Consider the following 21697-nt stretch of genomic DNA (forward strand, 5'->3'; position numbering starts at 1 on the left):
TAACTATTCAAAATACAACAACAATCTTTTCTGATTTTCGAAAAACAGGAAATGCATACAACTAATAATTTCATTATGAAACCAACATTCAACATCCTTTATTTTAGATTTAGCAAAAAAATGGAAAAACACAGTGTCAATATGATGCGAATATCTCTAGCCATTGTCTATGTCTGGTTTGGTGCATTGAAAATTTTTGGAATGAGTCCTGCTGGTGATTTAGTAGAACAAACAGTTTATTGGTTTAAACCAGAAATATTTATTCCAATTCTAGGTGTTTGCGAAGTAATTATAGGACTTGGTTTGCTCATAAAACGATTCATTCCTTATACAATTATATTGTTATTGATGCATATGGCCGTTACATTTTTTCCAATTTTTATACTAAAAACAGTCTGTTTTGACGCTTTCCCCTACTGCCCTACTTTAGTTGGTCAATACATAATTAAAAATCTTATTTTAATTTCAGGAGCTCTTGTAATTGCAGCAAAATACAATGAAAAGTATTATACTGAAATGAATTCGAAACTAATTATAAAATAAAAATTTGCTAAGCATAATCTAAGATTTCCTAATTTTATAATTACAGCTAAAACAAATCGTAATTAATAAACGTGTTAATCAATAGAATTGGATGAAACCTATAATTTATAAAAGAGCGTCAAGTCTAGACGAACTAGAACAAATTAGAACACTACAATTACAAAATAGTTCTCAAAACATAACTTCTGAAGAAAAACTTCAAGAAGGATTTGTTACCGTACAACACACCATTGCCTTATTAGAACAAATGAATTCAGCCTGTGCACATATCATTGCAAAAGACAATGATATCGTAGTAGGTTTTGCATTGGTAATGCTATCCAGCTTTAGAAACGAAATTGAGGTTCTTATACCCATGTTTGAAAGAATTGATGGATTAGTGCCCAAGGATAAAACATTCGTTGTAATGGGTCAAATTTGCGTAGATAAAAACTATAGAAAACAAGGAATATTTCGAGGTCTTTATCATTTTTACAGAAAGGAGCTGCAACATGAATTTGATTATTTAATCTCCGAAGTTGCCACTATAAACCTTCGCTCAATGCAAGCACACGAAGCCATTGGTTTCAAAACAATCGATAATTATGAAGAAGAGGATACAGTTTGGAATATAATTGCTTGGGATTGGACATAAAAAAAGCCTAACGATTAAGTTAGGCTTTAATTTTTTATAATCGAAATTACTTTAGTCCGCTAAAATAATAACTTTATTATCTTTCATTTCAATTGTTCCTGAAGTGATTGCTAGCGTATAATTTTGATCATCTAGCTTTGTGAATTTACTGGCTACTTCTTTTGCGAAAGCAAAATTAGAAGCTGTAATTTTCACAACACCTTTTCCTAAAATAGAAACGATTGGTGCGTGGTTATTCAAAATTTGAAAGCTTCCATCAACTCCTGGCAATGTAACCGAAGTCACTTCTGCTGAAAATAATTTTGCTTCTGGTGATACTATTTCTAAAATCATAGTTTTTAGTTTACAGTCTCAGTTTACAGTCACAGTACTGAATACTGCGACTGAATACTGAATCCTAATTTATGCTTCAGCCAACATTTTTTCTCCAGCTTCGATAGCTTCTTCAATGGTACCTTTAAGGTTAAAAGCTGATTCTGGCAAGTGATCTAATTCACCATCAATAATCATATTAAATCCTTTGATAGTATCTTTAATATCAACTAAAACTCCTTTTAATCCTGTAAATTGCTCAGCAACGTGGAAAGGTTGAGATAAGAAACGTTGAACACGACGCGCTCTTGAAACGGCTAATTTATCATCTTCTGATAATTCTTCCATACCAAGGATCGCGATGATATCTTGTAATTGTTTGTATTTTTGTAAAATTTCTTTTACTCTTTGAGCACAGTCATAATGCTCATCACCTAAAATTTGTGGTGTAAGGATTCTTGAAGTTGAATCCAATGGATCCACTGCAGGATAAATCCCTAACTCAGCAATTTTACGAGACAATACAGTAGTAGCATCAAGGTGAGCAAAAGTTGTAGCCGGAGCAGGGTCAGTTAAATCATCCGCAGGAACGTAAACCGCTTGTACAGATGTAATAGAACCTTTGTTTGTTGATGTAATACGCTCTTGCATCGCACCCATTTCAGTTGCCAATGTTGGTTGGTAACCTACCGCAGATGGCATACGACCTAAAAGTGCCGATACCTCAGAACCAGCTTGTGTAAAACGGAAGATATTGTCAACGAAGAACAATACGTCTTTTCCTTGATCAGTACCTGCTCCATCACGGAAATATTCAGCGATAGATAATCCTGAAAGTGCTACACGAGCACGAGCTCCAGGAGGCTCATTCATTTGTCCGAAAACGAAAGTAGCTTTAGACTCTCTCATTCCTGGCATATCAACTTTAGATAAATCCCATCCTCCATTTTCCATAGAGTGCATGAATTCATCCCCGTATTTTATAATTCCTGACTCTAACATCTCACGAAGTAAGTCATTTCCTTCACGTGTTCTTTCTCCTACTCCTGCGAATACTGAAAGTCCACCGTGACCTTTTGCGATATTGTTAATCAACTCCTGAATCAATACTGTTTTACCAACACCAGCACCACCGAACAATCCAATTTTACCCCCTTTTGAGTAAGGCTCAATTAAATCAATTACTTTAATACCTGTGAATAAAACTTCAGAAGAAGTAGATAAATCTTCGAATTTTGGTGCTTGTCTGTGAATAGACATTCCGTTTTCACCTGTTTTTGGCAAGTTTCCTAAACCATCAATGGCATCTCCAATTACGTTAAACAAACGACCGTAAACATCGGCACCGATTGGCATTTGGATAGGGTTTCCTGTTCCAACTACTTCATAACCTCTACTCAAACCATCTGTTGAGTCCATCGAAATGGTACGAACTGTGTTTTCACCAATGTGAGATTGTACTTCAAGTACTAATAATGTACCATCTTTTTTTGTGATTTCTAACGAATCATAAATTTTTGGAAGTTCAACATCCTTACCGTTGAAAACAACGTCAACTACTGGGCCAATGATTTGGGCAACTTTTCCTATTACTTTAGACATTACTTATGTATTTATTAAATAGCTATTTAGGTTTATGAAATAATACCAACCGAAACTTATCGATTAGACACTTTTTTCAGTGTGCAAAGATAATTTTTTAAAATATAAAATCAATATTTTTTTTTATAAAAAACAGCATAATTTTATCGCTTTGTTTTTAATGTCGTTTTAAAACACACAAAAACCTATTATTTAGATGAAAACAAAAAACCACCACGTCATAAAACGGGTGGTTTTTTTGGCTTGACCAAAATCACGATTATGGAATTATGGCCGGATATAATATTGGATAATGACTCAAATCAACAGGTTTTAATGTTGAAGAATATTTAGCATTAATGGCCGCCGTAAATGCATTTGCAATTAATGCATAACCTCTTGGTCCTGGATGAACACCATCAAGAGAAAACGCCCCACCAGTTACATAAGTAGAAGTAAGTGTAAAACTATTACTGACAATTCCTCCACTTGACAATTGAGTCATAATCACTTTCGTGTCAACAAAAGCCAATCCTTTAGCATCAGCAATTGCTTTTATGGTAACATTATAAGCATCAGTAGCAACTTTAACATCCGCAATTTCAGTTGGTATCAATACATGCTTGTCTTGAAGCGGATATGTAATTCCAAATTTATTTAATGGCGATGGTGGTGCCATCCCTATACCGGAATCAAGAGCTGTAGGAGCTGCACCTATTGCAGATTGAGTAGGCAAAAGTACTAAATCTGTAGCAGTAGCTTGTCTAGCTTGTCCAAAAACATTTCCATAAAAAGTCGCAGTAGCTAACCCCAAACTAGGAGTAAAAGCCGCGGTTAATTGAGCAGACAAATTTGTTAAAGACTCATCTTTAATCAACATTGGATTAGCCGCCGTTGTAGAAAGAAGGTTAATCCTCTCTCCTGCTCCAAATGCTGTTAAAGCTTGTTTTAACGGTCCGTACAACTGAGCATTTAAAGCCGTTATAGTAGCTTGACCAACAGCTACATCGCCTCCTCCAAGAACTTTAGCCGTCAATGGATTGTAAGGGACAGTCGTGAAATAAGGAAGCGTACTTACATAAGGAAGATTTGCAACCACTCCTTTTGCTCCATTTGCCGTTAAATTAGTAACCAAACTTGAATAAACACTTGCAAAAACATTAGGATCGGTTATATCATTTCCACCATAAGTAGCTGGATTTAAATTTCCTGTTTGGTTTACACCAATTCCACCAGAAGTTGCATAACCTAAAACATCATTACCCCCAATCCACAATGAAAAGAAAGTAGGTGTTTGAACTAAAGCATCTGCCAAAACGGTCGTCCCGGACGAAGTTGCAAATCTTGCAAAATAAGGATTTGCTTTACCCGTCGGAACTCCAGCAACATTTCCATATCCTGGCGCTACTAAATGATAACTTTTTGCCCCTGGAACTCCTAAATTATTAAATGGTCCAGTAATCTTAGTACTCACTTCAGTCGTAGGTGTTCCACTAACCGGCACAGGTCCCGTACCGTTAAAATATAAACGAACTCCAGCAATTACATTTCCTCCCAACAACAATCCACCAAAATTATCTGATGTAAAAGGCGTTTTGAAGTCTCCTCCTCCAGCAGTAGCAAATTGCTGAGACACTATATTCACATAAGAACCTTCTTGCCCTTTTTTGAAAAGCGCACCGTCACTATATCCTGCAGCAAAAGAATCTCCTAATGCTACATATTTTGTAAAACTAGCCGTCCCTGAACTCACTGGCTCTTCAACAACAGTTGTATTATCATCATTATTACATGCTACAAAGCTTAAAGAAACCAATAGTAGCCATTTGAAATTTTTTATCATGGTTGTATTTTTTTTTAAATTAAAGCCTTAATTATGGGTTGATTGTCCAAGAAGCAAAAAACTGCTGTCCAATTAATCCCGCACCTAATACTTGAGTATATTCTTTTCCACCAATGTTTGAAGCTCCTAACTTAAGAGTTGATTTTAGTTTTGGCATGTTATAATTTACTTGAGCATCGATTACTGTAGCTGAAGCGATCATACCATCCACCATTGTAGATTGCCATAAATACTCACTATTCCATCTTCCGCTAACGTTAAATCCAAAATTATCAAATAACTTTTCATTTCCAAATGATGCTTTTACTCTATGTTTTGGTGTATTAAAACCAGCTTCAAAACTTGGATCTTTCTCTTGATCGAAATTAAATTCAGCATAATTATAGTTCACCCCAACTTCGAAATTTCTATATACTTTTTTAGAAAGCCCAATACCAAAACCAAGGGATTTGATTTCTATATTAGTATTCGTATACAATTGATACGCTCTGTAATTACCATTTTGAAGCGCATGTAATGACTGTGCTCCAGAATCTGTTGGTCCTCCTAAAGGATTTGGAGAGTCTTGTGCTGTACCATAAAAAGGAGCTACAACATTTAAATTTCCAATAAAGTCATTGTAAATATTATAATATCCATTAATATCAATTGATACGTCTTTTATGAATGAACGATATCCTAACTCAAATGCTTTAACCTGCTCTGGTTTTACATAATTTACATTTGTTTTTCTCAACAAAGCTGACCCAGCAACAGGATTACTCGCTGCCAAGGCGCTGAACGCACCTACCGAAGATGCTGTATAGGAGTTATTATAAGCATTCAATCCCGTCATAACAACAGTTGATCCACCAGCAAAAGCTTGACCTACTGCAGTCGAAACCGGTAAAGTTTCACTATATCTTGTTAAGTTATCAGGAGCTGAACCAAGCAATATCGCACTTCCCACATTGAAACCAATGTATTGATCTTGTGTTGATGGATTTCTAAAACCGGTTTGAAAAGAAGCTCTAAAGTTGTGTTTCTTACTTTCTCCAGCAGAATATACTAGAGATACTCTAGGTGAAAAACTACCATCGAAATTTTTTGATTTATCATAACGAAGAGATCCTGTAAATTTCAATCTATCCTCTACAAATCTTTTTGTTAACTGTGTATAAGCACCGTATTCATTGTAATTAATAGGTCCGTTTGCATCTGTATAAATTCTACCATGAGAGTTTAATTCATATAATCTAAAAGATCCACCCACTTGAATTTCGGCAAATTTTATAACATCCTTAAAATTATAATTTGCATCCGAATGGTATATTTTAGAATTATCAACCAATTTTGAACCCGAAAGCACACTTGGATCAGCAATTACTTGATTGAAAGCATTTTTAAACTCTGGTGAACCTGGCAAAAATCTACCTGTATCAGCAGTAGCTCTAGCCGCTATATGCGCATTTTCAGGAGTCATACCTGCTAATGTAGACTGAATGTAAGCACCTGCGTACTGTCCAAACCATGTTTTATCATCCTTCCATTTTCTATTTACATTAATCCCTGTAAAAAGCATATCATAAGAATCTCCACCATCTTCAGTAGTAGTATACCCTCTTACAAAAAAGTTCTTCCCTTTAAATTCTAATTTATGTTGTTGCATAAAAAAGTTATTTAAATAATACCTATTAGCCCCTTGATATACTGCATTTCCAAAACCAAATTTACTTTGCCAAATAATTTCTAAATTCTCATTTCCAAAAGGTCTGTAATGAAGAGAGAAATCAATTTTAGTATTACTTGCTTTGTTATCTGTTAAATTAACCTCGTTATACCCAGTTCTACTTACATTATAATTAGGAAGTAAGTTTACGGCTCCTTGAGGTATTAATCCTAAAGTAGCTAATGATTGTCCAACTCCTTTTAAATTTGTAGTAACTTCATCCCCATATACATTTATACCATCGTAATTTACATTACTTCTGTCTATACCAGGATGAGTCTTGTCATCATAATTTGTCGCATGCCAATCTGTACCTCTCATATAAGTAAAGTTAACTTTACCTGCTAATTTTGAACTAAACGCATGTGCCATTCTCACTCCATAATCAATAAAATCATTTGACCCTGCAGCCTCTTGACTGGTTTGTCCATATTTTGCGTAAGCTGTAATTCCCTGACTTGTAAATGGACTTTTACTGTTCATAAACAAAATACCATTAAAAGCATTTGCCCCATATAAAGCAGACGATGCACCTGGCAATAACTCAACATTTTGAACGTCTATTTCTGAAACACCAATCAAATTCCCTAATACAAAATTCAACAACGGTGAAGAATTATCCATTCCGTCAACCAATTGCATAAAACGGGTATTCGCTACAGTGGCAAAACCACGAGTATTTATTGACTTAAAAGACAAACTACTAGTATTCATCTGAACTTCTTTCAAATTTTCTAAACCATCATAAAAAGTTGGAGATGCTGTTTTTTTAATATCCGCAATACTCATTCTTTCAATTGTAACCGGAGATTCTAATACTCTTTCTGGGGTTCTAGAAGCAGAAACGACAATCTCATTCAATTTTGTTTCTTCATCGGCAAGTTTAACCGTCACTTTTTGATTATTTGAAGAAACATTTACTCTTTGAGAACCATAACCTACACTTGTAACAGTAAGCACATAGGGTGGTTTTTTTGATGAATTTAAAGTAAATTTTCCATCAATGTCGGTAATGCTACCAGCGGTTTCTCCAACAATTTTGATGTTGGCTCCAGGAATAGGTTGATTGTTACTGTCTGTAACAATACCTGAAATTGTGTTTTGAGCAAAAGTTAGGCTACAAAAAAACAATGACAAAAAAAGTAAATACACTCTCATTGGGTTATAATTTGTTGGTTTATGAAGCCAAAATACAAATATTTTTGATATTAATAAAAAACAGCCTTTAAAATTTCATAATTATCAGTGATTTTAACCCATTTATGCTTATTCTTTATTTTTTGTTTTTTATTTTTTGTTAAAAATTAAGTAAAAATATCAAAATAACACTATGCACGCATATAATAAATGCATTAATCTTAATAATTTTATTAATTTTTAGCTATTTAATAAAAATGATTTCAAGAAGAAAAAAAATCGTTTTTCAAGATATTTTTTCTTCTTGGCAAAAAAACAAGCATAAAAAAACCTCGAAAGAAAAATCTTTCGAGGTTATATCTTAAAGCAAATAATATCTTATTATTCTACAGTAACTGATTTTGCTAAATTACGGGGTTGATCAACATTACAATCTCTCATCACAGCAATATGATATGACAAAAGCTGTAAAGGAATTGTTGTTATTAACGGTGACAAAGCATCTGAAGTTTCTGGAATTTCGATTACATAATCTGCCAATTCACGAACTTGGGTATCACCTTTGGTTACTACCGCAATAATTTTTCCGCTTCTGGATTTAATTTCCTGGATATTACTGACAATCTTATCGTAATGACCTTGCTTAGGCGCAATAACAACAACTGGCATATGCTCATCAATAAGCGCTATTGGACCATGTTTCATTTCAGCAGCCGGATACCCTTCCGCATGGATGTATGATATCTCCTTAAGTTTCAAAGCGCCTTCAAGAGCTACCGGGAAATTATATCCTCTTCCTAAATACAAACAGTTAGGAGCATCTTTAAATGTAGCAGCAATTTCTTTTGCTCTTTCATTTGTTTCTAAAGCCTCTTTTACTTTTTCAGGTATGATTTCTAATTCTTGCAAATACCTATGGAAATCTGTATTAGACATTGTTCCTTTGGCTTTAGCCAAACGCAACGCCATCATTGTCAATACTGTAATTTGAGTAGTAAATGCTTTTGTAGAAGCAACACCTATTTCAGGCCCTGCATGAGTATAGGCTCCTGCATGAGTTTCTCTTGAAATAGAAGAACCTACGACATTACAAACCCCAAATACAAAAGCTCCATTTTCTTTAGCCAATTTTATCGCTGCCATAGTATCAGCAGTTTCTCCTGATTGAGAAATTGCAATAACAACATCTTTACTGCTTATTATTGGATTTCTATATCTAAATTCAGAAGCATATTCCACTTCAACCGGAATACGAGCAAACTCTTCAAATATATATTCCGCTACTAAACCGGCATGCCAAGAAGTACCGCAAGCCACAATTATTATTCGGTCAGCATTTAGAAATTTTTCTAAATTATCCTCAACACCAGACATTTGAATAATTCCTTCATTTGCATGAAGTCTACCACGATACGTATCTTTAATTACGCTAGGTTGTTCGTAAATCTCTTTCAACATAAAGTGATCGTAACCTCCTTTCTCTATTTGCTCCAAATTCATTTGAAGTTCTTGAATATAAGGATCAACTAAAGAATCATCTTTAATTTTTCTTACTTTCATTGGTTTATGCAACCTGATGTTTGCCATCTCACCATCTTCTAAATAAATGGCGTTTGAAGTATATTCAATAAATGGAGAAGCATCAGAAGCAATAAAATACTCCCCTTCACCTACACCAATTGCTAACGGACTTCCTAAACGTGCCGCAACAATTTCATTTGGATTTTTTTTATCAAAAACGGCAATTGCATAAGCACCAACCACTTGGTTTAAAGCAACCTGAACTGCTTTACCAATTTTTAATTTTTCTTTTTTCTGAACTTCTTCGATAAGATTTACAAGAACTTCAGTATCTGTATCAGAATGAAAAACATATCCTCTTTTTATCAACTCCTTTTTCAATGGAGCATAATTTTCAATAATTCCATTGTGAATTATAGCCAAATCACCTGAATTAGAAAGATGTGGATGCGAATTTACATCGTTTGGAACACCATGTGTAGCCCAACGCGTATGTCCCATTCCTATAGTTCCATTAATAGAAATTTCTTTTACAGCTCTTTCTTCTAAATCTACAACTTTACCTTTAGTTTTAGAAATTTTCAAGTTCTCGCCATCATATAACATGACACCGGCACTATCATACCCTCTATATTCTAATCGTTTCAACCCTTTTATAACAATAGGGTAAGCTTCTCTATAACCGATATATCCAACAATTCCACACATAGCTTTACTTAATTAGGTTTTGTATAAAAAATTTCAAGTTTTAATCTTTTGTCATAATTAGGATCACCGAAAGGAATGTTGTTTCCAAATAAAATGGTCCCTAATGGATTCATTACACTGGCTTTTGGAGCTTGAGTAATAACTGTATTTGGTGTTCTCAATTTATACGAAGCAACAGTATTTATATCTTCAGTAACCACTAATCCTAATTTAACATTAGTTGAATCGACATTTTTAATAAGATTACGAATCTGATTTGTAATCCTGATTTTATAGGTCAATCCTCTTTTAGAAGTAGCATCTGTATTTATATTACCATCAAATACTAATTTTGATTTTTTAGCATCAGCACTTGTTGTAGCGTCATTGTAATAATCAACAACAGGCCTATGATTTGTAAAATCGTACAAATAAATCCTTCTTGGCTCATAGTTATTAGCCATTGTACTTGCATCAATATGGAAAACAAGATTCGCTTCATTGACTAACCACTTTTTACCATCAGCCGGATATCTTAAATCATCTAATTCATCTGAAACTCCATTAGGCCCAGTTAGATTCCCGTTAACATCATATCCTTTCAAATCTTTTTTATCAAACAGATCAATGATAGCCATAGAACCTTCACCACCTTTTAAATATAATTTCCCATCTCCAGCAGTTGTATTTCCAGTATTTGGCAACGCATTATAGGTAACACCCGCAGCTCCAAAGCTATTATTCAATAAACTTACAGAATTTCCGGTCATGTTAAGAACGATACTTTTTTTAACTCTTGTCACTGTCACAACACCACTTGTTGCTGTAGTAGATAAATCTTCATTATAATTAATGGTAATTTTTCCAGCTTTGAAATTTAACATCGCTACATTTCCTTCGCTACTTCCTGATTTCTCCATTTTAAAATAAAGCCCTCTAAAATACTCTTTGAAAACATCATTTGAGGCCAACTTACCAGCAATAGCACCGTCAATAATCTTTGTTTTAAAATAACCTTTATTCAAATTCAACTGCATTCCCGGAGGAGTTCGTGTTACAGTCTCTACTTTAGTAATAGAATCCGTTGTTTTAACAACATGTTCAGCCGGATCAAAGAAAAAATCATCGTTCTGAGCTAAATCACTATCATCATTCAAACGACTGGAAACTTTAGCATTTTCGAAATCAGTATTTTGGTTGGTATAATATTTTTGAGCTAGTTGAAATCCACCTGTAGGATCCGTATCTCTCATATAATATCCAGATTCGTAAACGCTTAATTTCATTGGTGCTTTATCAACACCATAAATCGAGTCTAATGTATAAACATGACTACCGTCAGTATTTGTAACTGTTTTCGAAGCATTATAATAATAAGGAATCGTCAAAACTACACTCGTAATAAAAGGCTTTGCACTAATACCTGTGGCAGTTACAGTGGAAGCTAAAGTCAATTGTGTGTTAAAATTGGCAGTCGTTTCTCCAAAATTAGGATTTTTATATATTCCTAATGGATTAATAGCAAGATTATCAGATTGAATAGGTCCAATTTTTTGGTTATAAGCCAACACATTTGATGTATATGTGCTAAGATCAAAATGGTTATCCCCAATTAAATCTCCACCAATCGCATTATAATCTTTATCACAGGAATACAAAAGAATGATACTTGATAAAACCAGTATTTTCTTGAAAAAAGAAATATTGTACATATTAAATAATAAAAGTTTAATTTAAAGAACCTCGTTTTTATAGAAATTAGTATACGCTTCCGCGAATTTATCTTTCGGGACGAAAGGTAAAAAAGGTTTACCCGAAGATTCTATAAATTTTGTTAAACTTGAAGACAGGTTTTCTGAAGCAATAATTACTGCATCAGAATGCATTACAGTTGCTTTTATAATGTTTTCATAATCTGGAACCGACAAATCAGCTATTGCTTCATCAGGAATACCATCAAATTTAACCTTATTTATCATCTCTACGTCTAAAGTCCCTTCAAAAGACTGACTGTAAACTGAGGTTACAATCTTTGTTTCTGAAAATAAAGCTTCATTTTTATAAAAATGTTTCATGTAAATAGGCAACATTGCCGCCATCCATCCATGAACATGAATAATATCAGGAACCCAATTTAATTTTTTCACGGTTTCTACCACTCCTTTTGCAAAGAAAATAGCGCGCTCATCATTATCTGGGTACATAACCCCTTCTTCATCTGCAAATGTGGCTTTCCTTTTGAAATATTCATCATTATCAATAAAGTAAACTTGTATCCTCTCTTTAGGAATTGAAGCTACTTTTATAATCAATGGCATATCTAAATCATTTACTACCAAATTCATCCCCGAAAGTCTAATTACTTCGTGTAATTGGTGTCTTCTCTCATTTATATTTCCATATCTAGGCATGAAAATTCTTATTTGTCCTCCCTGATCATTAATCATTTTCGGCACGTCATAAGACATTAAAGAAACCTCATTTTCAGCGAGATAAGGCACCACTTCAGATGATACATATAATATCCTCTTATCTTTCATATTGTAATTTACTTAGTTTATTGGTAATAAAAACCACGCAAAATTACAAAATTTTATGCAGTTATTAACTAAAATATTATGTTTGCATTTAATTTTAATAATACCACCATGCATATTTTCTATGGAAAAGCAGCTTTGAGAGACTATTTGAAATCTATCAAAACTTCAAATTCCACCATTGGATTCGTTCCAACTATGGGCGCTTTACATCAAGGTCATTTGGCTTTAATGCAAAAATCGCTATTGGAAAATGAAAATACTGTAGTGAGTATTTTTGTAAATCCTACTCAATTTAACAATCCGGAAGATTTAGCAAAATACCCAAGGACTTTAGAAGAAGATGTGAAAAAACTTACTGCTTTGAATCCAAAAATTATCTTGTATGCTCCAACTGTCGAAGATATTTATGATGGGCAGCCACTATCACAATCCTTTGATTTTGACGGATTAGAAAACCAAATGGAAGGAGAATTCAGACCCGGACATTTTAATGGTGTTGGCACTATTGTAAAACGTCTTTTTGAAATTGTAGCACCTACAAACGCCTATTTTGGCGAGAAAGATTTTCAACAATTGCAAATCGTCAAAAAAATGGTTGCTAAAGCCAACTTGAAAGTAAATGTAATTGGTTGTCCAATTTACAGGGAACCCAACCATCTGGCTATGAGCTCCCGAAATGAACGTTTATCCTCACATGAAAGAGAAGAAGCCGCAATAATCTACAAAACACTAACAATTGCGAAAGAAAAATTTCAAACAGAAAGTCCCGAATCAGTAACGGAATGGGTTAAAAAAGCTTTCGAAAACAACACCCTTTTCGCATTAGAATATTTTGTAATTGCCGATGAGGAAACACTATTGCCCAGCGCAATAAAAGAACCAAATAAGAAATACCGCGCTTTTATTGCCGTTTTTGTCAACAATATTCGTTTGATTGATACCATTTCATTAAATTAATTTACTTTTGTAGCATGCAAATTCAAGTCGTAAAATCAAAAATACACCGAGTAAAAGTAACTGGAGCCGATTTAAATTATATCGGAAGCATTACTATTGACGAAGCTTTACTAGATGCTTCTAACATTATTGAAGGTGAAAAAGTCTCCATCGTAAACATCAACAATGGGGAACGCTTTGATACTTATGCTATCAAAGGCGAGAAAAATTCAGGTATCATTACCCTAAATGGTCCGGCTGCTCGAAAAGTACAAAAAGACGATATCATCATTATCATTTCATATGCCACTTTAGAATTTGAAGAAGCCAAAACCTTCAAGCCGTGGATTATTTTTCCAAATGAAAATGACAATTCATTGACCTAGATTTTTAGAATAAAAACAAATTGTTTGCTTTTTTGAACTGTAGTGTTTTTTGCTATTTCTATTTTAATAAAAGTAGTATATTGCTACTCCATTTAGAATAAATTTAATTTCTAAAACACCCAAATCATGAAACAAGTAGTACTCTTTTTACTCTTTTCTATTTCAGTATTTTCTCAAAAAACAACACTCCCTTTCGATTCAAACAAATTAGGAAGCCGGGAAATCACAATTGGATTACCGCCGTCCTATGAGAAAAATCCAAACAAAAGATATCCAATACTCATTTTACTTGATGGTGACTACTTGTTTGACCCCTTTTATGGTGCTTTAAACTATGGTGCCTATTGGGATGATTTGCCGGAAACAATAGTTGTTGGTATCAACCAAAATAAAAAAGACGAACGAGTAGACGACAGTAATTATGATGCTGCAGATGGAGTTCCCTCAGGAAAAGGAGCTGATTTTTTTGAATTTATCGGTGGTGAATTACTTCCTTATCTCGAAAAAAAATACCGTACCGCACCCTTCCGAATTATTGCGGGACATGATACCACAGCAGGGTTTTTAAACTTTTTTCTATACAAAGACGCGCCATTATTTAACGCCTATATTTCTTTAAGTCCAGAACTGGCTCCTGAAATGGAAAACCGCATCCCAGAAAAACTTTCGAATACAAAACAAGCTATATTCTATTACCAATCCACAGGAGACGGTGATGTAAAACAACTTCAGGAGCCTATAAAAAGCCTCGACCAAAATATGAAGCTAGTTACAAATCCTTTAGTCAATTACAAATTTGATAATTTCAAAGGAGCGTCACATTATTCACTCGTACTTTATTCGATACCAAATGCTTTGTATCAGTTTTTCGACTCCTACAAACCAATTTCATCAACTGAATACGCCGATAAAATTGCTATACTTCAAGCTGGCTATGTAGATTATTTGACGAATAAATACGATGTTATGTCAAAAAATTTAGGCTTAAAAATCCCCATTCGAATCAATGATTTCAAAGCAATTGAAGCGGCAATTCTAAAAAACAAAGCCTATCAAGAATTAGATAAACTCTCTGATATTGCCAAGAAAAATTATCCAAAATCCATGCTTGCCAATTATGAATTAGGGCTTATGTATGAAAAAATGGGTGATGCTAAAAAAGCAGCAAAATTATATCAGTCCGCTTCACAATTAGAAGAAATTGGATCTTTGACCAAAGATATGATGTACCAAAAATATGACGATATGAAAAGTCTAACACCAAAAAAATAATGTCAAAAGTAAAAACTACTTTTTTTTGTCAGAACTGTGGAGCGCAATATGCCAAATGGCAAGGACAATGCAATTCCTGTAAAGAATGGAATACTATAGCGGAAGAAATCATTCAAAAACAAGAAAAAGTAGCTTGGAAAAGCGAACCAACTTCCAGTAATAAAGCACCAAAACCATTAAAAATAAACGAAATTGATTCCACTCAGGAAATCCGCATGGATACTACTGACGGCGAACTCAATCGCGTACTTGGTGGCGGAATAGTTCCCGGTTCTTTGATTCTTTTAGGCGGTGAACCCGGCATTGGAAAAAGTACCCTTTTACTTCAAATATCTTTAAAACTACCTTATAAAACCTTGTATGTTTCGGGCGAAGAAAGTCAGAAACAAATAAAAATGCGTGCCGAAAGAATCACGCCAAGCGGAGACAATTGTTATATACTTACTGAAACCAAAACCCAAAATATCTTTAAACAAATTGAAGCCATACAACCTGAAATCGTGATTATCGATTCCATTCAAACGCTTCATACGGATTATATCGAATCTACCCCGGGAAGTATTTCTCAAATACGCGAAACTACGGCCGAACTGATAAAATTTGCCAAAGAAACCAATATTCCCGTGATTCTAATTGGTCATATTACCAAAGACGGAAATATTGCAGGACCAAAAATTCTGGAACACATGGTCGACACGGTTTTGCAATTTGAAGGCGACAGAAATCATGTGTATCGTATTTTACGTTCGTTGAAAAACCGTTTCGGTTCCACTGCTGAAATTGGTATTTATGAAATGTTAGGCAACGGTTTGCGCGAAGTTTCGAATCCTTCGGAGATATTGATTTCACACAAAGACGAGGAATTATCAGGAACTGCAATTGCCTCCACTCTTGAAGGCATGCGTCCTTTAATGATCGAAATTCAATCCTTAGTAAGTACCGCAGTTTACGGAACTCCGCAACGCAGCACAACAGGTTATAACGCCAAAAGACTAAATATGATTCTGGCCGTTTTAGAGAAAAGAGCTGGTTTCAGGCTTGGCGCCAAAGATGTTTTCCTCAACGTAACCGGAGGAATATCTGTAGATGATCCTGCGATAGACTTAGCCGTTGTTGCTGCCATTTTATCTTCGAATGAAGACATTCCTGTAAATAAAGATTTTTGTTTTGCTGGCGAAGTGGGACTTTCCGGTGAAATTCGTCCTGTAAACCGCGTGGACCAACGCATTCAGGAAGCCGAAAAATTAGGATTTTCGACCATTTTCGTTTCGAAATATAATAAAATTGCCTTGAAAAACACGGGAATTAAAATTCGATTGGTTGCAAAGATTGAAGACATCGCTAGTGAATTATTTGGATAAGACTCGATTTACTCCCATAAAAACACTAAGCAAAGCATTTCACAATCAGCTATGTAAACACAAATTAGCTTCAGATTTATAACAGAATTCAGGAAATAAGTGAAATGAGTGTCTTATTTAGTTTTTACTTGTAACTATTTATCCTTTATGAAAACAAATAACATTACACGATAAAACACATAAATTATGAATCTAAAAATAAAATGCATTGGGTTTATGCTACTGGCAATTCCCTTCTTTTCACAAGCGCAGCATGCCGAAAATCAAAATGCTTTCCCTGTTCAGATAACCACTGCAAACGGAATTATAGAAGGCGAATTTGATGTAAAAACAAACATTCAAAGCTTCAAAGGAATTCCCTTTGCACAGCCACCAGTGGGTAATTTACGATGGAAAGCGCCTCAAGCTTTAACGAATTGGGTCGGAGTAAAACAAACGAAAAAATTTGGACCAAGAGCAATCCAGTCCAATGTATTTGGCGATATGGGTTTTAGAAGTGACGGGACGAGCGAAGATTGCTTATATCTTAATGTTTGGTCTCCAGCTAAATCTGCCAATGAAAAACTTCCTGTTTTAGTCTATTTCTACGGGGGTGGTTTTGCCGCTGGTGATGGTTCCGAAAATCGTTATGATGGCGAAAATATGGCCAAAAAAGGAATTGTAACGCTAACCGTAAACTATAGATTAGGGATTTGGGGATTTTTCTCCCACCCAGAATTGACTAAAGAATCTCCAAATCACGCTTCAGGAAACTACGGATTATTAGATCAAAATGCTGCCTTAAAGTGGGTGCAGGCCAATATTTCAAAATTTGGAGGTGACCCAAAACGCGTCACTATTGCAGGAGAATCAGCAGGTTCAATTGCCGTGAGCGCTCAAATGGCTTCTCCATTATCAAAAGGACTTATCGCAGGAGCTATTGGCGAAAGCGGCGGTTCCATTTTCCCTACTTTATCTCCAGTTCCTTTGGTCGAAGGCGAAAAAACAGGTCTCGATTTTGCCAAAAAAATTGGTGCTTCATCCTTAAAAGACCTTCGTGCTATGTCCACTTTTGAGCTGTATCAAAAATCAGTTGGAACAAGTTTAGGTGTTTTTAAAACAACCATTGACGGCTATTTTTTACCAAAATCGTTACCGGAAATTTTTGAAGCCAAACAACAAGCTATGGTTCCTTTATTATTGGGATGGAATTCAGAGGAAATGAACTACCGCGCTTTAACAATGGGAAAAGACTTAGACAATGACAGTTATATTCAAAAAATAAAGGAATTATATGGCAACAAAGCGGATGAAGTATTGAAATTATATCCTGCTGGAACTCCTGACGTAACGGAACAATCTGCCACCGATTTGGCAGGAGACCGTTTTATTGCCTACAGCACTTGGAAATGGTTTGATTTGCATCGAAAAAACAGTACACAGCCTGTATATCGTTATTATTATGCACACCCAAGACCCGAAATGCGCGACAATGAACTTGAAGCCGCTCTTGCAGGCGGTGTCATTAAAAAAGACAAAAACACTCCAAAAGCACCTATACCAAAAGGGGCGGTTCACTCTGCAGAAATAGAATATGCTATGGGGAATTTAGCATCTAATAAAAATTATGCTTGGACAGACGATGATTATAAAGTTTCGGATACAATGATGAACTTTTTTGCCAACTTCATTAAAACAGGAAATCCAAACGGTGATAAGCTTCCTATTTGGCCTATCGCAAAAAATGAAGAAAATCCAGAAATTATGGTTATTGATGTAAATTCAAAATCAAAAAAAGCAGAAAATGAAGCACGCTACTTATTTTTAGAAAAAGAATATTCGAAAAAATAATTTTACTGCTTTTGCAAAAAAGAGGATGTCATTAAAAACGGCATCCTTTTTTTTATGCCCACATAATTATAATTAGTACGATTTCTATTCATAAGAAAAAGCCATAATTACTCCGAGTCAATCTGAATGATTATTTTCATTTTATTTGAAAATCAAGCGATTATACACAATAAAATAAAAATACTACTTAATAAAAAATGAAAATCCAGAATGAGATTCATTATTTTGTTGTAAATTTATGTGTTGTTTTTTTATCTAAAGATTGAAAAATGAAACCATCACACCAAACTATGACTCACCTCTATGAACACTTAGGAAAAGTGTTTTATTGTATTGCGGCCATAGATAAAACTATTCGAAAAGAGGAAATCGCACAACTCAAAGAAATTGTAAAAACAGAATGGCTTCCGCTTGAAAATACTTTTAATGAATTTGGAGACGACACAGCCTATGAAATTGAAATTGTTTTTGACTGGCTTGTAGCCAATAAATGGGACACTGAACAAGTAATTCCTGATTTTAAAATTTTCAGAAAAGAGCATGACCATTTGTTTACCCCAGAGGTTATCACCTTGATTCTTAAAACTGCAAATGCCATTGCAAGTTCTTTTTTAGAAAAAAATAAATCAGAACATGTTTTCATAAGTCAACTAAGCGCTATTCTGATAAAATAATAGGTGATTAAATCTTTTTTGAATCAAAACAAAGCTGTTTTAAAACAATCTACTTTAACATAAAAAATCAAAGACATGAAAAAGCAAACTGGCATTTGGATAGACTCCTCAAAAGCAATAATTGTTGCTCTTGATGGTGATACAGAAAAAATTACCGAAATAGATTCTGATGTTGAAAACAGCGTTTATCACAACAAAGAAGGCAATAAAGGAACTTTTTCGGGAAGTCATCATGGCGATAGCGATAAAAAATTTGATACCCGAAAAAAACAAGAACTGGATTATTTTATAAAATCAGTACTATCTTATGTTAAAAAATCGGATGAACTTATTGTTTTTGGTCCGGCACAAACCAAAACAAAACTGGAACAAAAATTAATGGATGAAAACTTAATTGAACCCGGAAAACTAAAATCAGTGGAAACAGCAGATAAAATGACCTTAAATGAAATTGTGGAAAAAGTCAGACGATTCTATAACCCATTTGAATACAAAGAACCAAAGCCGAAAAGCTAATTTAAATACCCTAAAACAAATTTAGAAACTACAATACTTTTAGGTTGTAGTTTTTTCATGCTTTTTAAAGAAAATAAATCGTTTTTACGCATCAAAATTCTAAAGAAAACCATAAAAAAATTTCCTTTTGTATTATTTTCCTTTTCTTTATACGCTAGATTCTAAGTACTATCTATTTTAGAATTTTTATCAAATACGAAACTGTTTATGAAAACCGGAAAACAAAAAATAATTCTAGCGACAAAAATACTTTGTGTAGTATTTGTAGCTCTAATTGTTGCTTTTTACATCTTTCGTGATGCGGTTTTACAGCAAACCATTGCTAAGGTTTCTAATGAAATGGAAGTCGATTACAACAGTACTTTTTCAGTAAAAAAAGCTTCTTTTGACGGAATCTCAGGGGTAAATCTTTCTGATGTAGTATTAGCGCCAAAAAATGCCGATACCCTTTTTAAAATACAAAAACTGAAAACGAGTGTCAATATATGGCAATTATTAGTAGGCAATGTGCAACTGGGAACTTTAGAAATCAAGAATGGTTTTGTACAGCTCGTAAAGAAAGGAAAAGTGAGAAATTTTGATGCTTTTCTAAAAAAAGACAAACAAACAGAAATAGGGAACGAAAAAAGAGATTACGCTCAATTTGCCTACAGAATCATCTCGAAAGCGCTGAATTTAGTTCCAACCGATATGGTTTTGGACAATCTTTCGTTTCGACTGGATGACAACGGAAAAAAAGCGATGATTAATTTACAAAAATTGAGATTGGTCAACAAGCAGCTTGAAACTTCAATAAAAGTCCAAACCAATACCTTTACACAACGTTGGAAAATCAAGGGATTTGCAGATCCAAGAAATAAAAAAGCCGATATTCGTTTCGTAAATATTGATACTGGCGCCATTAAAGTTCCTTATTTTGACGAACGTTTCAATTTGAAATCGAGCTTTGAATCCATACGGTTGAATATTGAAAACATCGATAAAGATGGTGACGAACTTCATATCGATGGTTTTATGGCTATTGCCAATTTAAAAGTAAATCATCCAAAAATTGCCAGTAAAGATGTAGTAATCAAAAATGCTAAATTTGATTACCGATTCTTATTGGGTTCTGATTTCATTTCAATAGACAGTACTTCAACAGTTCAATTCAATAAAGTGAAATTCCATCCTTATGTGGCTTATGAAACCGAGGAAGATACTATCTTCAAGCTCAAAGTAGCCATCCCAAAAATGAAAGCACAGGACTTTATCTCTTCGCTTCCTGATGGCTTATTCACCCATTTTCAGGGAATGGAAGCCGAAGGCAATTTTGACTACAATTTGAATTTTATGTTCAATAAAAACAAACCCAACCAACTGGTTTTTGACAGTAAGTTGAATAAAGAAAATCTAAAAATTACAAAATACGGCGAAGCAGATCTTAATAAACTCAATGGAGAATTTATTTATCGGGCACTTATAAAAAATGTATTGCAACGCCCAATTTTAGTTGGCTCAGCAAACCCTAATTATACGCCTTTAGACCAAATTTCCCCTTATTTAAGAAAATGTGTTTTAACAACCGAAGACCCTTCGTTCTTTTCACATCATGGTTTTATTAACGAAGCATTCAAGCAATCCATTGTTAAAAATATAAAAACCAAAAAGTTTTCCCGTGGTGCCAGTACCATCAGCATGCAGTTGATAAAGAATGTTTTTCTTACCCGAGAAAAAACAGTCTCGCGAAAACTGGAAGAAATTTTATTGGTTTACATCCTGGAAAATAACAGAATCGTAAGCAAGGAACGCATGCTGGAAGTCTATTTTAATATTATCGAATGGGGGCCAAATGTATATGGAATTGGCGAAGCGAGTCGGTTTTACTTCCAGAAGAGTCCTTCAGAATTGAATTTAAATGAATGCCTTTATCTTGCCCGAATTATTCCGAGTCCAAGAAAATTCATGTACCAGTTTAATGACCAAGGGATGCTGAAAGATTTTGCCATGAAACAAGAGTCTTTTTTAACCAATATCATGTTTAGAAGAGGGCTTTTGAGTCCTGACGACACCATTTATAAAACGCAACCTATCCTAATTTCAGGGCCTGCAAAATCTTTTCTAAGGATAAAAGCTCAAGATACCACACAAATAAAAATCGATTCTTTGGCAGTTGACGAAGAATTTGATCTTTAATTAAAAAACCCTGTCAGGGTTCAAAACTCTGACAGGGTTTT

The 21697-nt window shown here is 34.3% G+C and carries 17 protein-coding genes; 10 read left to right on the plus strand and 7 right to left on the minus strand.

Annotation, left to right across the window (positions count from 1 at the left end; genetic code table 11):
- The first annotated feature begins 120 nt into the window (after positions 1-120).
- Both OA85_RS04120 and OA85_RS04125 read left to right on the plus strand, forming a co-directional pair.
- Positions 121-543: a DoxX family membrane protein gene (locus tag OA85_RS04120; protein ID WP_231557075.1), complete on the plus strand. Its 423-nt coding sequence runs from the start codon at positions 121-123 to the stop codon at positions 541-543.
- Positions 544-634: 91 nt separating this feature from the next.
- Complete coding sequence (locus tag OA85_RS04125; RefSeq protein WP_039108219.1) at positions 635-1177, plus strand: GNAT family N-acetyltransferase; 543 nt, start codon at positions 635-637, stop codon at positions 1175-1177.
- Positions 1178-1228: 51 nt separating this feature from the next.
- Here the strand turns inward: OA85_RS04125 and OA85_RS04130 are convergent, their stop codons facing one another.
- The 7 genes from OA85_RS04130 to OA85_RS04160 all read right to left on the minus strand — a co-directional run bounded on the left by OA85_RS04130 (position 1229) and on the right by OA85_RS04160 (position 12506).
- Positions 1229-1510, minus strand: coding sequence for a F0F1 ATP synthase subunit epsilon (locus OA85_RS04130; RefSeq protein WP_039108220.1), 282 nt, complete (start codon positions 1508-1510; stop codon positions 1229-1231).
- A gap of 69 nt (positions 1511-1579) precedes the next feature.
- Positions 1580-3091, minus strand: coding sequence for a F0F1 ATP synthase subunit beta (gene atpD, locus OA85_RS04135; protein WP_035668832.1), 1512 nt, complete (start codon positions 3089-3091; stop codon positions 1580-1582).
- Positions 3092-3350: 259 nt separating this feature from the next.
- Positions 3351-4913, minus strand: a complete 1563-nt coding sequence (locus OA85_RS04140; RefSeq protein WP_039108222.1) for a lipase — start codon at positions 4911-4913, stop codon at positions 3351-3353.
- Between the two features lie 31 nt (positions 4914-4944).
- Positions 4945-7779: a TonB-dependent receptor domain-containing protein gene (locus OA85_RS04145; RefSeq protein WP_039108223.1), complete on the minus strand. Its 2835-nt coding sequence runs from the start codon at positions 7777-7779 to the stop codon at positions 4945-4947.
- Between the two features lie 360 nt (positions 7780-8139).
- The gene (glmS, locus tag OA85_RS04150; protein ID WP_039108225.1) at positions 8140-9987 is read right to left on the minus strand and encodes a glutamine--fructose-6-phosphate transaminase (isomerizing); all 1848 of its coding nucleotides are present in this window, start codon (positions 9985-9987) and stop codon (positions 8140-8142) included.
- 8 nt (positions 9988-9995) lie between these two features.
- Complete coding sequence (locus OA85_RS04155; RefSeq protein WP_039108226.1) at positions 9996-11678, minus strand: DUF4270 domain-containing protein; 1683 nt, start codon at positions 11676-11678, stop codon at positions 9996-9998.
- Between the two features lie 21 nt (positions 11679-11699).
- Positions 11700-12506: a glycogen/starch synthase gene (locus tag OA85_RS04160; RefSeq protein WP_039108227.1), complete on the minus strand. Its 807-nt coding sequence runs from the start codon at positions 12504-12506 to the stop codon at positions 11700-11702.
- Between the two features lie 78 nt (positions 12507-12584).
- Here OA85_RS04160 and panC point away from each other — a divergent pair, with 78 nt between their 5' ends.
- The 8 genes from panC (at position 12585) to OA85_RS04200 (ending at position 21656) form a co-directional block, all read left to right on the plus strand.
- Positions 12585-13463, plus strand: coding sequence for a pantoate--beta-alanine ligase (gene panC / locus OA85_RS04165; protein WP_039108228.1), 879 nt, complete (start codon positions 12585-12587; stop codon positions 13461-13463).
- 14 nt (positions 13464-13477) lie between these two features.
- The gene (panD, locus tag OA85_RS04170) at positions 13478-13828 is read left to right on the plus strand and encodes an aspartate 1-decarboxylase (RefSeq protein WP_035668843.1); all 351 of its coding nucleotides are present in this window, start codon (positions 13478-13480) and stop codon (positions 13826-13828) included.
- Between the two features lie 126 nt (positions 13829-13954).
- Entirely contained in the window at positions 13955-15100 is a 1146-nt protein-coding gene (locus OA85_RS04175; protein ID WP_039108229.1) for an alpha/beta hydrolase, read from the plus strand.
- Complete coding sequence (gene radA, locus OA85_RS04180) at positions 15100-16461, plus strand: DNA repair protein RadA (RefSeq protein ID WP_039108230.1); 1362 nt, start codon at positions 15100-15102, stop codon at positions 16459-16461. Before OA85_RS04175 ends, radA begins: the two co-directional genes overlap by 1 nt.
- 186 nt (positions 16462-16647) lie before the next feature.
- On the plus strand, positions 16648-18291 hold the full coding sequence (locus tag OA85_RS04185) for a carboxylesterase/lipase family protein (protein WP_039108231.1): 1644 nt from the start codon (positions 16648-16650) through the stop codon (positions 18289-18291).
- Positions 18292-18560: 269 nt separating this feature from the next.
- Positions 18561-18965, plus strand: coding sequence for a hypothetical protein (locus tag OA85_RS04190; protein ID WP_039108232.1), 405 nt, complete (start codon positions 18561-18563; stop codon positions 18963-18965).
- Positions 18966-19040: 75 nt separating this feature from the next.
- On the plus strand, positions 19041-19481 hold the full coding sequence (locus tag OA85_RS04195; protein ID WP_039108234.1) for a hypothetical protein: 441 nt from the start codon (positions 19041-19043) through the stop codon (positions 19479-19481).
- A gap of 207 nt (positions 19482-19688) precedes the next feature.
- Positions 19689-21656: a transglycosylase domain-containing protein gene (locus OA85_RS04200; protein WP_039108235.1), complete on the plus strand. Its 1968-nt coding sequence runs from the start codon at positions 19689-19691 to the stop codon at positions 21654-21656.
- The last annotated feature ends 41 nt before the right edge of the window (positions 21657-21697 follow it).

This window comes from Flavobacterium sp. AED, from assembly GCF_000812945.1.
In the GTDB taxonomy this organism is placed as follows: Bacteria; Bacteroidota; Bacteroidia; order Flavobacteriales; family Flavobacteriaceae; genus Flavobacterium.

Bases quoted from the DNA above. Each gene is read 5' to 3' on its own strand.
- OA85_RS04185 (WP_039108231.1), top strand. From the start codon at position 16,648: ATGAATCTAAAAATAAAATGCATTGGGTTTATGCTACTGGCAATTCCC.
- OA85_RS04145 (WP_039108223.1), bottom strand. From the start codon at position 7,779: ATGAGAGTGTATTTACTTTTTTTGTCATTGTTTTTTTGTAGCCTAACT.
- OA85_RS04130 (WP_039108220.1), bottom strand. From the start codon at position 1,510: ATGATTTTAGAAATAGTATCACCAGAAGCAAAATTATTTTCAGCAGAA.
- panD (WP_035668843.1), top strand. From the start codon at position 13,478: ATGCAAATTCAAGTCGTAAAATCAAAAATACACCGAGTAAAAGTAACT.
- OA85_RS04175 (WP_039108229.1), top strand. From the start codon at position 13,955: ATGAAACAAGTAGTACTCTTTTTACTCTTTTCTATTTCAGTATTTTCT.
- panC (WP_039108228.1), top strand. From the start codon at position 12,585: ATGTTTGCATTTAATTTTAATAATACCACCATGCATATTTTCTATGGA.
- OA85_RS04200 (WP_039108235.1), top strand. From the start codon at position 19,689: ATGAAAACCGGAAAACAAAAAATAATTCTAGCGACAAAAATACTTTGT.
- glmS (WP_039108225.1), bottom strand. From the start codon at position 9,987: ATGTGTGGAATTGTTGGATATATCGGTTATAGAGAAGCTTACCCTATT.
- OA85_RS04155 (WP_039108226.1), bottom strand. From the start codon at position 11,678: ATGTACAATATTTCTTTTTTCAAGAAAATACTGGTTTTATCAAGTATC.
- OA85_RS04190 (WP_039108232.1), top strand. From the start codon at position 18,561: ATGAAACCATCACACCAAACTATGACTCACCTCTATGAACACTTAGGA.
- atpD (WP_035668832.1), bottom strand. From the start codon at position 3,091: ATGTCTAAAGTAATAGGAAAAGTTGCCCAAATCATTGGCCCAGTAGTT.
- OA85_RS04160 (WP_039108227.1), bottom strand. From the start codon at position 12,506: ATGAAAGATAAGAGGATATTATATGTATCATCTGAAGTGGTGCCTTAT.
- OA85_RS04195 (WP_039108234.1), top strand. From the start codon at position 19,041: ATGAAAAAGCAAACTGGCATTTGGATAGACTCCTCAAAAGCAATAATT.
- OA85_RS04125 (WP_039108219.1), top strand. From the start codon at position 635: ATGAAACCTATAATTTATAAAAGAGCGTCAAGTCTAGACGAACTAGAA.
- OA85_RS04140 (WP_039108222.1), bottom strand. From the start codon at position 4,913: ATGATAAAAAATTTCAAATGGCTACTATTGGTTTCTTTAAGCTTTGTA.
- radA (WP_039108230.1), top strand. From the start codon at position 15,100: ATGTCAAAAGTAAAAACTACTTTTTTTTGTCAGAACTGTGGAGCGCAA.
- OA85_RS04120 (WP_231557075.1), top strand. From the start codon at position 121: ATGGAAAAACACAGTGTCAATATGATGCGAATATCTCTAGCCATTGTC.